Source organism: Chryseobacterium sp. ERMR1:04 (genome assembly GCF_001297705.1).
GTDB lineage: Bacteria > Bacteroidota > Bacteroidia > Flavobacteriales > Weeksellaceae > Chryseobacterium.
Map to the genome: position 1 here is coordinate 118,296 of NZ_LIRF01000009.1, position 14,236 is coordinate 132,531.

Consider the following 14,236-nt stretch of genomic DNA (forward strand, 5'->3'; position numbering starts at 1 on the left):
TTTGTTGATGCTTTCTGGTTAAAAATTTCATGCATTTCAAAACAATCAACAGTCAACTATTTACCTTCAATTCTTTCAAATGTTTGAAAATAGAAATCATATTGATTTTTCTCATCTTTTTCATGAAAGACTTCCTCCGTTTTTTTCCAGATCTTTTCATTAATCTTCGGAAAGAAAGTATCTGCTTTCAAATCTGCTTTCACGAGAGTAACTATAAGTTTATCAGCAATCTCCATTGTTTGTTCATAGACATTCCCTCCACCGATAATGAAAACCTCTTCATCGATCTTTTTCGCAAATTTTACGGCTTCTTTAATACTTCCTACAATCAGAATTCCTTCTTCAAACCAGTTCTTCTTTCTTGAAATAACAATGTTGGTACGATTAGGAAGTGGCTTCCCGATACTTTCATATGTCTTTCTCCCCATAATAATCGGATGCTCCGAAGTAAGATCTTTAAAATGTTTTAAATCTTTCGGAAGATGCCAAAGTAATTGATTTTCAAAACCAATTTCATTCTTCTCTCCCATTGCCACCACTATTGTTGTCATTAAAATAATTTTCTGCAAAATTAGCACATAATTTGTATATTTGGTTAGCACAAAAAATATTAAAAAAATTAAACTATGAAAAATAAAGGTTGCCTGAGCGCCGGAACCATCGGTATTGCTCTCCTTATTATTGTTGTCGTTGTCTTCTTCTGGGGAAAGAATGGATATAATAATTTTGTAGACCAAGAACAAACGGTCAATGCAAAATGGTCTAATGTAGAGACTGTTTATCAAAAAAGGGCCAATCTTATTCCTAATCTGGAAAGAACCGTAAAAGCGTATTCTAAATTTGAACAGGAAACATTAACTAAAGTTGTTGAAGCACGTTCTAAAGCGACTTCTATCAATATTGATCCTACGAATATGACAGAAGCTGATATGGCTAAATTTCAGGCTGCGCAGGGAGAATTATCAGGATCTTTAAGCAGATTAATGGCTGTTGTAGAATCTTATCCCAACTTAAAAGCAGACCAACAATACATTAATTTCCAAAGAGAATATACTGCTATTGAAAATAGTATCAGAACTGAAACGGTTTACTACAACGATGCCGCTAAGGTTTACAATACATCAATAAAAACTTTCCCAAATAATATTTTGGCGAATTTTACCAACTTTAAAGAGAAGCCTTACTTCAAAGCTGAAGCAGGAGCTCAAAAAGCACCAGACGCTTTCTCTGAATAATGGATACTTTCTTAACAGATCAGCAGATAGCTTCCCTCGTGGAAGCTATTCAATCCGCAGAAAAACATTCTACAGGCGAGATAAGAGTGCATATAGACTCTAGTACTACTGAAGATCAAAATGCACAGAGGGCATTTGAGGTTTTTAAAAATCTTTGCCAGAATAAAACTGCAGAAAGTAATGCTGTGCTTTTTCATGTAAATTTTGGAAAAAAGTATCTTACCATTATTGGGGATATCGGAATCCACGATAAAGTATATCAATCTTTTTGGGATCATCTGCATGATGATATCACTTCAGAATTTGCTAAAGGAAACTATTATCAGGCTTTAAAAAGTGCCATTCTTAAAACAGGCACTGAACTAAAAAAACATTTTCCTGTAAGAGGAGAAAACCCCAATCAACTTTCTAATGAGATTACGTTCTCTTAAAATAGTACTATCATTCGTATTGATTTGCTTTTACACTTTTGTATCAGCACAATATACGATTCCCCCAAAGCCCGCAATTTTGTATCCTGTTGTTGATGAAGCTAATTTATTAACAAAACAGGAAAAAGATCAGCTTAATAACAAGCTGATAAAATTTGCAGATTCTACCTCAACAGAAATTGAAGTGATAATCATTCCTTCGACTAAAGGAGAAGACATCAATTTTCTGGCAACCATGTTTGGTGAAAAATGGGGAATCGGAAAAAAAGGCGTTGATAATGGCGTTGTTTTTTTAATTGCAACCGAAGATCACACCATGTCTATTCAACAAGGAAGAGCAGTTGAACAATATTTAACAGCATCCGTTACTGGGCAGATCTTAGATTACCTGGTTACTCCTAACTTCAAACAGGGGAAATGGTATCAAGGAATCAACCAAGGGACCTCAGCCATTATGGAAGCTGTACAAGGTAAATTTAAACCGATAGCCCAAGACAATGGAGGAAATGGAAGTACTTTAAAAATAATAATTATCGCATTTGTGATCTTACTTATTCTTAGCATTCTTTTTGGAAACAAAGGCGGCGGAAGAGGTGGAAATAATGACGACGACGATGATGTAGTTATCACAAGAAGAGGTCGCAGAAATTATCCCGGCGGATTCTTTCCTTTCCCAGGTAGTTTTGGAGGCGGAGGATTCGGTGGCGGAAGTTCTGGCGGTGGCGGCGGATTTGGAGGCTTTGGAGGCTTTGGCGGTGGCGGAAGTTTTGGCGGCGGTGGCGCTTCCGGAGGATGGTAATTCAGAAAGAGACCAATAAAATATAATCGGGCAGCTATTGTCCGATTTTTTTTTATTTAAAATCCTAAAAATTCACCATTTTTTTATCTTTTCTTAACATTAAATTCATTTTTACATACTAAAAACTTAATAAAAGCACCTTAAAAACGTCTTTAATTCAATCTTTTTTTATTATATTTACTGAAAACAGGTTTTATGAAGAAGACGTTGGTAGTTTTTGCACATCCTTATCTAGAGCACTCAAACTCGAATGTAGAGCTTATCAATTTCTATGTTCGCCACCAACATTTTACACTCAGAGATCTTTACGAAGAATATCCCGATTTTCATATTGCAGCCTTCAGAGAAAGAAAGCGACTGAAAAATTATGACCGTTTTATTTTTCAATTCCCAATCATCTGGTTTGGAGTACCTCCCCTATTGAAGTTATGGATTGATGAAGTTTTTGACCGGGACTGGCTGCTAGAAGGTGAAGATAATCCTTTGGAAGGCAAGGAAGTTCATATCCTTGTGACTACAGGCGGAAAGGAAAGATCTTTTACCAAAACAGGAACCTATCAATACACTATTGATGAGCTCATCAGCGGATTGATTGTTTCTTTAAACGTTTTCAAAGCCAACATCAAAAATATAAAGATCGTCTACGAGGCCAGCAAGCTTTCAAAAAAAGAGATCATTTTACATAAAAAAGAATTCACCGAACTCCTGAACCAATAAATATGGAATCTACTTTAGCAATGAACACATTAATTTTCTTAGGCGTTGCCATTATTATGGTTCCGCTCGCTAGAAAATTTGGGCTAAGTTCTGTCATTGGTTATATTTTTGGAGGAATTATTATCGGTCCTTATGTTCTCAAACTTACCGGAAAAGATGTAGATGGAATTATGCACGCCAGCGAATTTGGTGTTATCATGCTGTTATTTCTGGTTGGGTTGGAATTAGAACCCAAAAAGTTCTGGGACATGCGGAAGAAAATAGTGGGACTCGGGCTCACCCAAATGCTGCTTACGATCTCCCTTTTATTTTTGGTTTTCATTAGCGTAGGATGGAGAATAGATATAGCCATTTCCGTTGCCATGTGTTTTGCCTTATCTTCCACCGCCATTGTTTTACAGACTTTACAGGAAAAAAATAACCTTAAAACATTAGCCGGAGAAGCCTCCTTCTCTACCCTTCTGTTTCAGGATATTGCAGTAATTCCTATTCTGGCTGTTTTACCTATTATTGCTAATTATAAAGCAGATCACAGCGATAATAAAGTACAGGTCTTAATCCAAAAACTTCCGGAATGGTTACAGGCCGGAACCGTAATCTTTGGAGTCGCGATTCTTATTCTATTAGGAAAATATGTTTTCGTTCCTTTTTTAAGATATGTTTCAAAATCTGGAATGACGGAGCTTTTGACAGCCTCTTCCCTATTTCTGGTTATCGGTGTATCAGAATTAATGGTAGCCATTGGCTTATCTCCCGCTTTAGGAGCCTTCCTAGCAGGCGTAATGTTGGCTAACAGTGAGTTTCGTCACGAATTGGAAGCACAGATCGATCCGTTTAAAGGGCTTTTGCTCGCCGTCTTTTTCGTGAGTGTAGGCTCTACCATGAATTTTAATATCATTCAACAAGATCCTACCTTTATTTTCAGTACTGTATTTGCTGTTTTAACCGTGAAATTCTTCGTGTTATACGCGATTGGAAAATTTTTCAAAATAGATACTCCACAAAGCTTATTTTATGCTTTTGCGCTTTCTCAGGTGGGAGAATTTGCTTTTGTATTAATTAATTATGCTTCCAACCTCTATCTTTTAACCCCTGAACTCAATGCGCAAATGATGGCTGTAACGGCAATCACAATGTGTATCACTCCTTTCCTTTTAATCATTAATGATAAATTTATTACCCCGAAATTCATTAAGAAAATTCCGGAAGAAGAAAATGATTTTAATATTCTGGATAATGATGTAAGCCAAAAGAAAATCATCATTGTAGGTTTTGGACATTTTGGAAGTACGGTTGGTCGTTTACTGAAAGCATCTAAAGTTTCAGCAACCATTTTGGATAGAGACTCTGACCGTGTGAAACTATTAAGAAGCTACGGTTTTAAAGTGTATTACGGTGATGCGAGGAGAATTCCTATTTTAAGAGCTGCAGGAATTGAAGATGCCGAACTTTTGGTGCTATGCCTGGATGATGCTGAGGATAATAAATACATTGCAGATCTTGTTCGCGAGCATTATCCAAAGGTGAAAATTTTTGTAAGAGCAAGAAACAGGCTTGATGCATACACCTACCTCAACAATGGGATTGATCATATATACCGTGAAACCTTGGGAACAGCCGTGGATATGGCCGTAGATGTTCTCCACGAAACCGGGATGAGGAAATATGCAGCAAGACGTCTTGGACAAAGATTTATGTCTATTGATAAAGCGTCTATCAGAAGATTGGCTAAAGCAAAAGAAGATGATGAAATTCTTCTGTTTACCACAAAAGAAATCCTCCAAAGAGAGGAGGAATTATTGGCATTTGATAATCTTAATTTTGATAATAAAAACTGGGAAGGTTCATCATCTACAGACGATGAAGATGAAGAACCTCCTGTTTAATTTTATTTGATATTGACGCTTCCGCCACTACTTTCATCTTTCTTAATATTGGTAACGTTTCCTCTTTTGTAAACATTTACACTTCCACCAGATGAAGCTTCTGCATCTATGCTTGATGATGCACTGATTTCTACACTGGCACCACTTGAAGCATCCGCTTTTAAATTGTCAGCTAAAAAATCTTTTGCAGAAATACTACTTCCTGAAGAAGAGCTTACCTCCACTTTTTTGGCCTTACCGGAAATGTTGATGCTTGCTGCTGAAGAAGCTTCAACATCTAAATCAACTGCCCAGATCTTTCCATCAAAACTACTGCTGCTATCTGCTTTAATGTCGAATTCATTAGCTTCAAGATTCCCTGTGATACTTGCAGCACTCGATACTTCAACGTCTGTTTTTTCTTGGGTAAATTTATCTTTGATATTAATGCTTGCCGCAGAGTTAGCAATCAATTTAGAGAAATCTTTAACGTAAATTTTAGCTTTAACATTGTGACCGTCCATTACTCTAATCCCCGATTTGTAATGAATATGTACTTTACTTCCAATTTTATCAATTAATATTTCATCAATAATATTGGCAGGTGCATATACTACGACTTTCTCTGTTTCAGATTTGATAATTTCAGCGTCAATAGCCTGAGAAACCTCAATCTCATCAAAATCTCCAATATATTCTTTTTCCTGACCGGGCCCATGGTCTTTATTGGTCACCTTATCTACCCAATTGCCTTTTTCATTACTTCTGTCGTTACCGTTTCTCTCATGTTTATCATTACACGACGATAACAAAACGAAGGCTGAAAAAATAAAAATAGTTGTTGATCTCATATTTACGTTTTTATACTTTAAGTTTTTAATATCTTTATACTTTAATAACAACTAATTTATGAAAAATATTACATCGGTATTATTAATTTCTGCATTAGCATTTAATTACTCTTGTACTACAATGAAAAAAACCGATAATCAACAGGAAATTCCTGCACCGGACGCTTCTCTTTCATCAAATCCTTTTATGAAAAAAAGCAAACTTCAATATGAAGCTCCCGAATTTGATAAAATTAAAAATGAACACTTTAAACCGGCTTTTGATTTTGGATTAAAACAGCATGACGCTGAGATTTTAAAAATCGCTAACAATCCTGACGCTCCAACTTTTGAAAACACCATCGTTGCTTTAGAGAAAAGTGGGGAGATTTTGAAAAGAACCGTTATTGTATTCTCAAACCTTACCAGTGCGAATACAAACCCAACTTTACAGGCTTTAGATGAAGAATATGCTCCAATTTTTGCAGCACATTCTGATAAAATGTATCTGAATGACAATCTTTACAAAAGAATTAAATCAATCAAAGAAGATGGTTTAGACCCTGAAAGTAAGAGATTAGTACAATATTACAAACAGAATTTTGAAATTGCAGGAGCCAATCTTTCTTCTGCGGATAAAGAAAAATTAAAGCAGGTAAACCAAGAATTAGCCTCCCTTTCCACACAATATGCCAATAAATTATTGGAAGCTAGAAAAGTAGGTGGTGTTTTCTTTTCTAATGCAAAAGAATTAGACGGACTTTCAGCTGACGAAATTGCTGCTGCAGCAACCGATGCAAAAACTGCAGGAAAACCAGGCCAATATCTTTTAGCGTTACAAAACACAACTCAGCAACCTCTATTACAAAACCTTACCAATAGAGCAACCAGAGAGAAATTATTCAAAGCTTCTTGGCTAAGAGCTGAAAAAGGTGATGGAAATGATACCAGAGAAACGATTGAAAAACTGGCAAAATTAAGACTTAAAAAAGCGCAGATCTTAGGGAAGAAAAGTTTTGCAGAATGGAAATTGCAAGATCAGATGGCAAAAACGCCTGAAGCGGCTACCAACTTAATGAACCAAATTGCAACGCCTGCTGTAGAAACAGCAAAACGTGAAGCAAAAGATATCCAGGATCTTATTGATCAACAAAAAGGAGGTTTCAAGGTTGAACCTTGGGACTGGACTTTCTATGCTGAACAGGTAAGAAAAGCGAAATTCGATTTAGATGAAAATCAAATCAAACCTTATTTTGAAATCACTACTGTTTTGGAAAAAGGTGTTTTCTTCGCTGCTGAAAAATTCTATGGATTGACTTTCAAAAAGAGAACAGATCTTCCGGTTTATCATCCTGATGTGGTAACGTATGAAGTTTTCGATCATGATGGAAAATCTATTGCCATCTATTATTTAGATTTCTATACAAGAGATTCTAAAAACGGTGGAGCTTGGATGAGTAACTTCGTTGAGCAGTCTTATTTATTAGGCACAAAACCAGTAATCGTCAACTGTTATAATTATCAGAAACCGGCTCCGGGAAAACCTTCATTAATTAGTTTTGATGATGTTTCCACTATTTTCCATGAATTTGGTCACTCTATCCACGGAATGTTTGCCAGTCAGAAATATCCATCGCTTTCAGGAACAAATGTACCGAGAGACTTTGTAGAATTCCCTTCTCAAATTAATGAACATTGGGCTTTAGATCCTATTGTTTTAAAGAACTACGCGCTTCATTACGAAACCAAACAGCCTATTCCACAAGCTTTAGTTGATAAAATTAAAAAAGCAGGAACATTCAATCAAGGATACATGACAACAGAATTAGTTTCTGCTGCCGAACTTGATATGGATTGGCATACGGTAACGAATGAAAGTCAATTAATCCCTGTTTTAGATTTTGAAAAACAATCGTTAACAAAACACGGATTTACATTAGCAACCGTTCCACCAAGATATCACACGCCTTATTTTGCTCACATTTGGGGAGGTGGATATTCAGCAGGATATTACGCTTATTTATGGTCTGAAACATTGGATAACGATGCTTGGGAGTGGATTGAAAAAAATGGTGGTTTAACAAGAGAAAACGGAGACCGTTTCAGAAAATATATTCTTTCTGTAGGTAATTCTGTTGACCTTAATCAGGCATTCAGAGATTTCACAGGACACAATCCGGATATTAAACCTTTATTGAGAAACAGAGGTTTTATTAAATAAATTTTTAAAAGCATTCATTGATTTGGATGCTTTTTTTGTTTTATTTAAACATTATCTTTTTTACGAATGATACCGTTTAATCTCTCGCAGATTTTGCAGATAACGCGGATGCTTACGTTTAATGTTAAATCTGCTCGATCTGCTCGACAAATAAAAAATATTCAGGATTTTTGTATTTCAAAGATTAGAAAAAATGAACTATTCTTCCGGCTCAAGAAGAGAATTTTTTAAAGCATTCATTTGGATGCTTTTTTATTTTAAATGGTAGATGTTTTTTATTTCCCACAGATCGCACAGATGTTTGTGTTATATTTTATCATAAATAAAAAGATTATACGCAATAATCTGTGGAAAAAATACTTATATATAAGTTTTGGCTAAAGCCAATTGGAATTAATATTTTGTTTAAACGGGCTTTAACCCGTTTCTACTGATACAAGATTTGTGCTATTTGTGAAAAAATATTCGTGTAAATTTGTGTTTTGAAAATTAAAATTAGAAAAAATGAACTGTCCTTGCTGCTCAGGAAAATCTTATGAAGAATGTTGTCAACCTTACCATACAGGAGAGAAAAATGCCCTACTGCTGAGGCTTTGAGATGTTGTCACTTCCATACAGGAAAATGCACCTACTGCTGAGGCTTTGATGCGTTCAAGGTTTTCGGCATTTGCTATTCCCAATGGAAAATACCTGATGGAAACAACATCTCCAAGCAAAAGACAATTTCATAATACAAAAGATTTGCAGGAATGGGGAGAGATTAATGAATGGACAAAACTGGAAATTGTGGACAAAACTTCTGTCAGCAAAGTTGAATTTAAAGCTTTTTATACTGACGAAAGCGGCCAAAAGCAGGTTCATCACGAATTATCAAAGTTCAAAATGATCCAAAACCGTTGGTTTTATGTGAGTGGAGAATTTTTAGAATAAAAAATAAAGTCCGATAAGAATCGGAAATAAAAACAAAAAAAAAATAAAAAATGTCCGATAAGAATCGGACATTTATATTGTTTTTAGTGAGCATCAGTTCCGTCAACACCATGAGCGTGACCGTGTGATAATTCTTCTTCTGTTGCAGGACGTGTGTTTAAAATTTCTACTTGGAAATCTAGCACTTTCCCAGCCATTGGATGGTTAAGGTCTGCTACTACAGCTTCTGGTGTTACCTCAACTACAAATGCCTGGAAGTTATTTCCTTCATTATCTGTTAAAGGTAAAATAGCTCCTACTGGTGGAATTCCAGCTTCGTTAAACATATCTATTGGCAATTGAGCAATAGCATCCGGTTGTTTTTCACCGTAAGCTTCTTCTGGCTGAATTACAAAAGCTGCTTTATCACCAGCTTTCAAACCAAGGATATTTTGTTCAAACTTAGGAATCATCATTCCCATACCGTATAAGAATGTAAGTGGATTTTCTTCTGTTGTTTCTTCTACAAGAATTTTATTTCCATCCTCTTCGATAGTGTGAAGTATATACTTTACAGCTACAACATGATTGTTTTCAATTGTCATATTTTTTCTTTTTTTCGTGAGCTTTTTTCACGATTAACGGCACAAATATACTATTTTTGAAATTATTGACCGAAGAAATACCTTCAAAGAACAATCTCAAACCTAGTATTTTTAGTTTCCACTTTTGGGCTCATTCTTTTTTTCTGTCTTAGCACATAAAGATACAGGCTTTCAACTTTAGTTCTTGCCCAATCTGTTTTTCGCAAAAACTTCAGAGAAGAATTGATGCTCGGATTATCTGTAAAACATTTGATATTGATTTGCTGTCCCAACTTCTCAAATCCACCGTAATATTCTACCAGCTCTTCAAGAATAGCATCGAGTCTTTTTCCGTGTAAAGGATCTTTCGCTTTTTCGTGCATATTTTCTATTCTTAATTTTTGTTACTATTATTTTTATCAGATTTCTCAATCATTTCGGTCAATTTCTTAAAATCCTTTTCATTCATGATCACAAGATTATTTGTTTTATTTCGCCACATACTTACAAAGTCTTTAGATACTATAAAATATTCTTCCCAATTGGTAAATTTATAATACAGCATTAACGTACAAATATCGGTAGGCGTTATGGTTTGCCAATTTTCCAATACATGAGAATGAAGTCCTGAAATGGTATTCTCTACTTTTTCATCTTTCATACTCTGAATAATAATTCCTTTATGAAGTTTCTCAACATTCTTAACTTCATTTTTATCATTAAAACTAATCAGGTAATCATTTCCAAAAACAACGATATTGTCTACCGAAGGACCGGTAACAGCATATACCCTCTTCACATTATCTTTCGTAATAATAGGAATTAAATTCATACTCGTATTATTATAATGTTTGAAAATAGTATCTGTCTTCACCTGCTCGTTGGCATTTTGTCTGATGGTAAAATAATCTAATTCTCTTGTTGTAAAATCTCTTTCTATTAAATCTAGTTTTGCATCTCTCGGATTGTAGTTGGCAGGGAATGCAACTGTAGCTAAAACCTTATTGTTTTTAGAAAAGAAAATACATTTTGGAACGCCTCCATCTATATATGAAAAATAGCCCACCACATTTTCCATTTTATCATAATTTGCTTTCAAAACATCCGTTCCGTACCAGCTTGCCATCTCGCTTCTGTAAAGCTCAATCCCCTCTTCCTGGATCTCCTTCGCTCTGACTTTCAAGTCCTGAGCACTGATAATTGTTCCTAGTAAAGTGAATAAAGCAAGCCATAAATTCCTCATATCATATTTTGTTTTAACCAAAAGTAGGGCTAATATTCTCAATAATCTTTAAACTTTTTATATTTTAGTTTCATGAAAAAAGTAGGACCACATATTATTCTGATTCCATTGCTGTTAACTATTCCCATCGTTTCATCCCCAGATTTTGATGGTAGTTTATCCGTTTTCAGGGTTTCTCCTTTTCAAAGAGAGTTTATTCGTTTCATTTTAATTATCATTTTTTTCTACTTAAACTTACTTATTTTTTTACCGAAATTTTACAGTAAAAAGAAATACTTCACTTTCATTATCTGCATTGTAATAAGCTTTATCATCATGGTTTTCTTACCTTATTACTGTACTTCCCAAAATATCGAAGAGATACAACAGCCTTCAATGATGCCTGAACTTCAAATGCTACCTCCTCATGGAAATAGGCCTTCACCACCAATGGATGGGCGTCAATCCTTTGAAAGCTTCGGGCATAGAAATGATGGCTCTTATTATCAGATGATCTTTTCTTCGCTCCTCCCCTTTCTGTTCTCTTTCTTATCATCCCTTTTTATTTACAGAAATAATGAGAAAAAAGAATTGGAAAGATCCAAAGCCAAAGCCGAATTATTAAACTTAAAATATCAACTACAACCTCATTTTTTATTTAATATTTTAAATTCTATTTACTCATTAGCCTTGCTAAAATCAGACGATGCACCTAATGGAATTTTGAAACTTTCCAATGTAATGCGGTATGTGGTTCAGGAAAGCAGCAAAGATTTTGTGGAATTTACTCAAGAAATTAACTATTTAAAAGATTATATTTCCCTTCAACTCATGAGAACAGACAGCAGTTTAGATTTTTCTTATACTGAAATGGTAGAAACAAAGGATCTCCATATTGCCCCTTTCATTTTGGTTAATTTCATCGAAAATGCTTTTAAATATGGATTCAATGCTGCAGAAAATTCAAAAATATCTGTGAATGTAATCGTTCAGGAAGGTATCTTACACTTTAGCGTTTTTAATAATATTGTTAATCATACTATCACTGATGAAGCCAGTTTAAAAGTCGGTTTAAAGAATACTATTGAACATCTGCATCAGGTTTATCCTGAAAAACACACGTTGATAATCCGTAACAATGTGATAACTTATGAAGTCGATTTAAAAATTAATTTAATCTAAAAAATATGATAAAAGCCATTGCTTTGGACGACGAAATTCTTGCGCTAAAAATCATTGAAAATTATGCCGGAAAAATTGAAGATCTCTCGTTAGAAAAAGTCTTTAATATTCAGAGTGAAGCTCAAAAATACCTCAACAAATTTCCTGTAGACCTCATCTTTTTAGACATTGAAATGCCTTCCAAAAATGGAATGGATTTTTATAAAAATATCTCTCAAAACACAAAGGTGATCTTTACAACAGCGTATTCGGAATATGCCGTGGATGCTTTTAATATCAATGCCGTAGATTATTTACTGAAACCTTTTTCTTTTGAAAGATTTAAATCAGCTGTTGAAAAAGTGAAAATCAACGCCGATAATGATGAGGTAAAATATCTTTCCATTCGTGCAGATTATAAACTTCATAAGATCAATTTCAATGACATTCAGCTGATTGAAGGTTTGGACGATTATATTCAAATTCATTTAAAAGACCATTCTAAGATCACCGCTCGCTCTTCCATGAAAAATATAATGGAAAAACTTTCTGAAAAGGATTTTGTGAGGGTTCATCGCTCTTATATTGTTCCTGTACAGACTATCAAAACCATCGTTAATCGTAATATTCACATCGGGGATTTTATTATTCCGATTGGAGAAACGTATAAGGAAGAAGTGATGAAGATTGTGAATAAATAGCTTTCTTATTTTGTTTTACAATAACCGGTGAATCTGTCATGCTGAATGGAACATAATGGAGTGAAGAATCCCTATCCAATTTTTGAATTGCGCTATTGAGATCCTTTTAGGATGACAAACTGTATGGCAATGTTGACTATTGAAAATAACGGTACCCACTAACTATGATGCTCTACGTTAATTTGCACTTTTTTAAGTATTAAGGCAAACCTAACAGGTTTTCGAAACCTGTTAGGCTTAGACGCGATGAGGATTGTGAATAAATAGCTTTCTTCTTTTGTCTTACAATAAACAGTGAATCTGTCATTCTGAATGAAATATAATGGAGTGAAGAATCTCTATCCTATTTTTGAATTGCGTTATTAAGATTCTTGTAGGATCACAAACTTTATGATGATAGTGATTATTGATATGAACGGCAAAAACCCTAGCCCTGATTGGAGCGACATCCTTTTTTGTTGCGGCCGGAGCGAAGCGGAGGCCGTAACAAAAAAGATACAGCGGAAAGCAGGAAATAGGTTCTGAAAAATAGGTGATAAATAATGGGTAATGAGTAATAAAAAACCATTGAGATTCTTCCTTCGTCAGAATGACAATCACAGTGCTAATACGATGTACAAAGCATATATTAATTCTTAACGTTTCTTAAAAAATTCGCTTTTACCGACACATTTCATCCGTTTACCTCATAAATTTTTGGGGAAGGTATTTTGAAAATACATTTGGGATATCAAAATTGAAAAGATAGCAACCCTATCCTTTTAATTTTTAACCTTAAAAACCCGTATTATGAAAACAATGAATAGAAAGTCCTTTTTAAAAAGTCTGGGTTTGGCGGGCGTAACAGCAGTTGCAGCTCCCCTTTTAATCCACTGTGGAAGTGATGATGATGTAATAGATTCATCCACTACTTCATCCGGATCATCTACAGGATGCTCGGTAACAAATTCTGAAACAGAAGGTCCATTTCCTACAAAAACACCGTCCAGTTTGGTTCAGAGCAATATTATAAGCGACAGAACCGGAGTTCCTTTTACCATTGCTATTACCATTCAGAACGTGAATGCTAGCTGTGCCAATTTACAAGGGGCTCTTGTGGATATCTGGCATTGCGATAAAGACGGAAATTATTCTGAATATGGAGGAACAGGAATGCAACCCACCAATTACACATCGGTACACTTTTTAAGAGGAAGACAAACTACGGATACTAATGGAAAGGTTAATTTTACTTCTATTTTTCCGGGTTGGTACAACGGAAGAGCGACTCATATTCATGTTCATGTTTACAACACAGCGGGACAATCACTTTTAGTGACTCAGATTGCGTTTCCTGAAGGAAGTGACAGCGCAGTGGTCTTGGTAGGTGCAAGCGCAGGCTACAAAGGCATGAACGGATATACTTATAATTCGAATGATAACGTGTTCAGTGATGGAACCTCCAATGAAATGTCCAGTATTTCAGGAAGCGTAAGCGGAGGTTTCGCTCTGGTCCATACCATAAAAGCTTCGGCTTAAAAATCAGAAGTTGTTTAATTAGTTTCCACAAAAGCACAGGTTT

At 35.0% G+C, this 14,236-nt stretch carries 15 protein-coding genes; 10 read left to right on the plus strand and 5 right to left on the minus strand.

All coding sequences use genetic code 11. From position 1 onward, the window contains the following. Window positions 1-56: 56 nt before the first annotated feature. Window positions 57-551 (minus strand): dihydrofolate reductase, encoded by a 495-nt coding sequence (locus AMQ68_RS23290; protein ID WP_054513002.1) that lies wholly within the window; start codon window positions 549-551, stop codon window positions 57-59. Window positions 552-626: 75 nt separating this feature from the next. Between AMQ68_RS23290 and AMQ68_RS23295 the strand changes: the two genes are divergently transcribed. The 5 genes from AMQ68_RS23295 (at window position 627) to AMQ68_RS23315 (ending at window position 5,068) form a co-directional block, all read left to right on the plus strand. Beyond that, on the plus strand, window positions 627-1,235 hold the full coding sequence (locus AMQ68_RS23295) for a LemA family protein (RefSeq protein ID WP_054513003.1): 609 nt from the start codon (window positions 627-629) through the stop codon (window positions 1,233-1,235). Then, window positions 1,235-1,666 carry a TPM domain-containing protein gene (locus tag AMQ68_RS23300; RefSeq protein ID WP_185113416.1) on the plus strand — a complete coding sequence of 144 codons (432 nt, stop codon included), beginning with the start codon at window positions 1,235-1,237 and terminating at the stop codon, window positions 1,664-1,666. Before AMQ68_RS23295 ends, AMQ68_RS23300 begins: the two co-directional genes overlap by 1 nt. Continuing rightward, a complete protein-coding gene (locus AMQ68_RS23305) occupies window positions 1,647-2,465 on the plus strand; it encodes a YgcG family protein (RefSeq protein WP_054513005.1) in 819 nt (272 codons plus the stop codon). The genes AMQ68_RS23300 and AMQ68_RS23305 overlap by 20 nt, the downstream gene beginning before the upstream one ends. Before the next feature lie 195 nt (window positions 2,466-2,660). After that, on the plus strand, window positions 2,661-3,182 hold the full coding sequence (locus AMQ68_RS23310) for an NAD(P)H-dependent oxidoreductase (RefSeq protein ID WP_054513006.1): 522 nt from the start codon (window positions 2,661-2,663) through the stop codon (window positions 3,180-3,182). Window positions 3,183-3,184: 2 nt separating this feature from the next. Next, the gene (locus AMQ68_RS23315) at window positions 3,185-5,068 is read left to right on the plus strand and encodes a monovalent cation:proton antiporter-2 (CPA2) family protein (RefSeq protein WP_054513007.1); all 1,884 of its coding nucleotides are present in this window, start codon (window positions 3,185-3,187) and stop codon (window positions 5,066-5,068) included. Between the two features lie 2 nt (window positions 5,069-5,070). Here AMQ68_RS23315 and AMQ68_RS23320 read toward each other — a convergent pair whose 3' ends face one another. Continuing rightward, a complete protein-coding gene (locus tag AMQ68_RS23320; protein WP_054513043.1) occupies window positions 5,071-5,898 on the minus strand; it encodes a head GIN domain-containing protein in 828 nt (275 codons plus the stop codon). Window positions 5,899-5,956: 58 nt separating this feature from the next. On the opposite strand from AMQ68_RS23320, the gene AMQ68_RS23325 reads away from it, so the two are divergent. Further along, window positions 5,957-8,098 carry a M3 family metallopeptidase gene (locus AMQ68_RS23325; protein ID WP_054513008.1) on the plus strand — a complete coding sequence of 714 codons (2,142 nt, stop codon included), beginning with the start codon at window positions 5,957-5,959 and terminating at the stop codon, window positions 8,096-8,098. Between the two features lie 642 nt (window positions 8,099-8,740). Next, complete coding sequence (locus tag AMQ68_RS23330) at window positions 8,741-9,028, plus strand: YchJ family protein (protein WP_262483925.1); 288 nt, start codon at window positions 8,741-8,743, stop codon at window positions 9,026-9,028. Window positions 9,029-9,111: 83 nt separating this feature from the next. Here the strand turns inward: AMQ68_RS23330 and AMQ68_RS23335 are convergent, their stop codons facing one another. From AMQ68_RS23335 to AMQ68_RS23345, 3 genes are all read right to left on the minus strand, one after another. Then, a complete protein-coding gene (locus AMQ68_RS23335; protein ID WP_054513009.1) occupies window positions 9,112-9,612 on the minus strand; it encodes a peptidylprolyl isomerase in 501 nt (166 codons plus the stop codon). Window positions 9,613-9,695: 83 nt separating this feature from the next. Beyond that, on the minus strand, window positions 9,696-9,974 hold the full coding sequence (locus AMQ68_RS23340; protein WP_054513010.1) for a VF530 family DNA-binding protein: 279 nt from the start codon (window positions 9,972-9,974) through the stop codon (window positions 9,696-9,698). 11 nt (window positions 9,975-9,985) lie between these two features. Continuing rightward, window positions 9,986-10,834 (minus strand): hypothetical protein, encoded by an 849-nt coding sequence (locus AMQ68_RS23345; RefSeq protein ID WP_054513011.1) that lies wholly within the window; start codon window positions 10,832-10,834, stop codon window positions 9,986-9,988. Between the two features lie 72 nt (window positions 10,835-10,906). Between AMQ68_RS23345 and AMQ68_RS23350 the strand changes: the two genes are divergently transcribed. From AMQ68_RS23350 to AMQ68_RS23360, 3 genes are all read left to right on the plus strand, one after another. Beyond that, entirely contained in the window at window positions 10,907-11,995 is a 1,089-nt protein-coding gene (locus AMQ68_RS23350) for a sensor histidine kinase (RefSeq protein ID WP_054513012.1), read from the plus strand. A gap of 5 nt (window positions 11,996-12,000) precedes the next feature. Beyond that, entirely contained in the window at window positions 12,001-12,675 is a 675-nt protein-coding gene (locus tag AMQ68_RS23355; protein WP_054513013.1) for a LytTR family DNA-binding domain-containing protein, read from the plus strand. A 789-nt stretch (window positions 12,676-13,464) separates the two neighbouring features. Next, window positions 13,465-14,193: an intradiol ring-cleavage dioxygenase gene (locus AMQ68_RS23360; RefSeq protein ID WP_241775201.1), complete on the plus strand. Its 729-nt coding sequence runs from the start codon at window positions 13,465-13,467 to the stop codon at window positions 14,191-14,193. Window positions 14,194-14,236 lie beyond the last annotated feature (43 nt).

Bases quoted from the DNA above. Each gene is read 5' to 3' on its own strand.
- AMQ68_RS23305 (WP_054513005.1), top strand. From the start codon at position 1,647: ATGAGATTACGTTCTCTTAAAATAGTACTATCATTCGTATTGATTTGC.
- AMQ68_RS23300 (WP_185113416.1), top strand. From the start codon at position 1,235: ATGGATACTTTCTTAACAGATCAGCAGATAGCTTCCCTCGTGGAAGCT.
- AMQ68_RS23360 (WP_241775201.1), top strand. From the start codon at position 13,465: ATGAAAACAATGAATAGAAAGTCCTTTTTAAAAAGTCTGGGTTTGGCG.
- AMQ68_RS23295 (WP_054513003.1), top strand. From the start codon at position 627: ATGAAAAATAAAGGTTGCCTGAGCGCCGGAACCATCGGTATTGCTCTC.
- AMQ68_RS23355 (WP_054513013.1), top strand. From the start codon at position 12,001: ATGATAAAAGCCATTGCTTTGGACGACGAAATTCTTGCGCTAAAAATC.
- AMQ68_RS23350 (WP_054513012.1), top strand. From the start codon at position 10,907: ATGAAAAAAGTAGGACCACATATTATTCTGATTCCATTGCTGTTAACT.
- AMQ68_RS23325 (WP_054513008.1), top strand. From the start codon at position 5,957: ATGAAAAATATTACATCGGTATTATTAATTTCTGCATTAGCATTTAAT.
- AMQ68_RS23340 (WP_054513010.1), bottom strand. From the start codon at position 9,974: ATGCACGAAAAAGCGAAAGATCCTTTACACGGAAAAAGACTCGATGCT.
- AMQ68_RS23290 (WP_054513002.1), bottom strand. From the start codon at position 551: ATGACAACAATAGTGGTGGCAATGGGAGAGAAGAATGAAATTGGTTTT.
- AMQ68_RS23310 (WP_054513006.1), top strand. From the start codon at position 2,661: ATGAAGAAGACGTTGGTAGTTTTTGCACATCCTTATCTAGAGCACTCA.
- AMQ68_RS23315 (WP_054513007.1), top strand. From the start codon at position 3,185: ATGGAATCTACTTTAGCAATGAACACATTAATTTTCTTAGGCGTTGCC.
- AMQ68_RS23345 (WP_054513011.1), bottom strand. From the start codon at position 10,834: ATGAGGAATTTATGGCTTGCTTTATTCACTTTACTAGGAACAATTATC.
- AMQ68_RS23335 (WP_054513009.1), bottom strand. From the start codon at position 9,612: ATGACAATTGAAAACAATCATGTTGTAGCTGTAAAGTATATACTTCAC.
- AMQ68_RS23320 (WP_054513043.1), bottom strand. From the start codon at position 5,898: ATGAGATCAACAACTATTTTTATTTTTTCAGCCTTCGTTTTGTTATCG.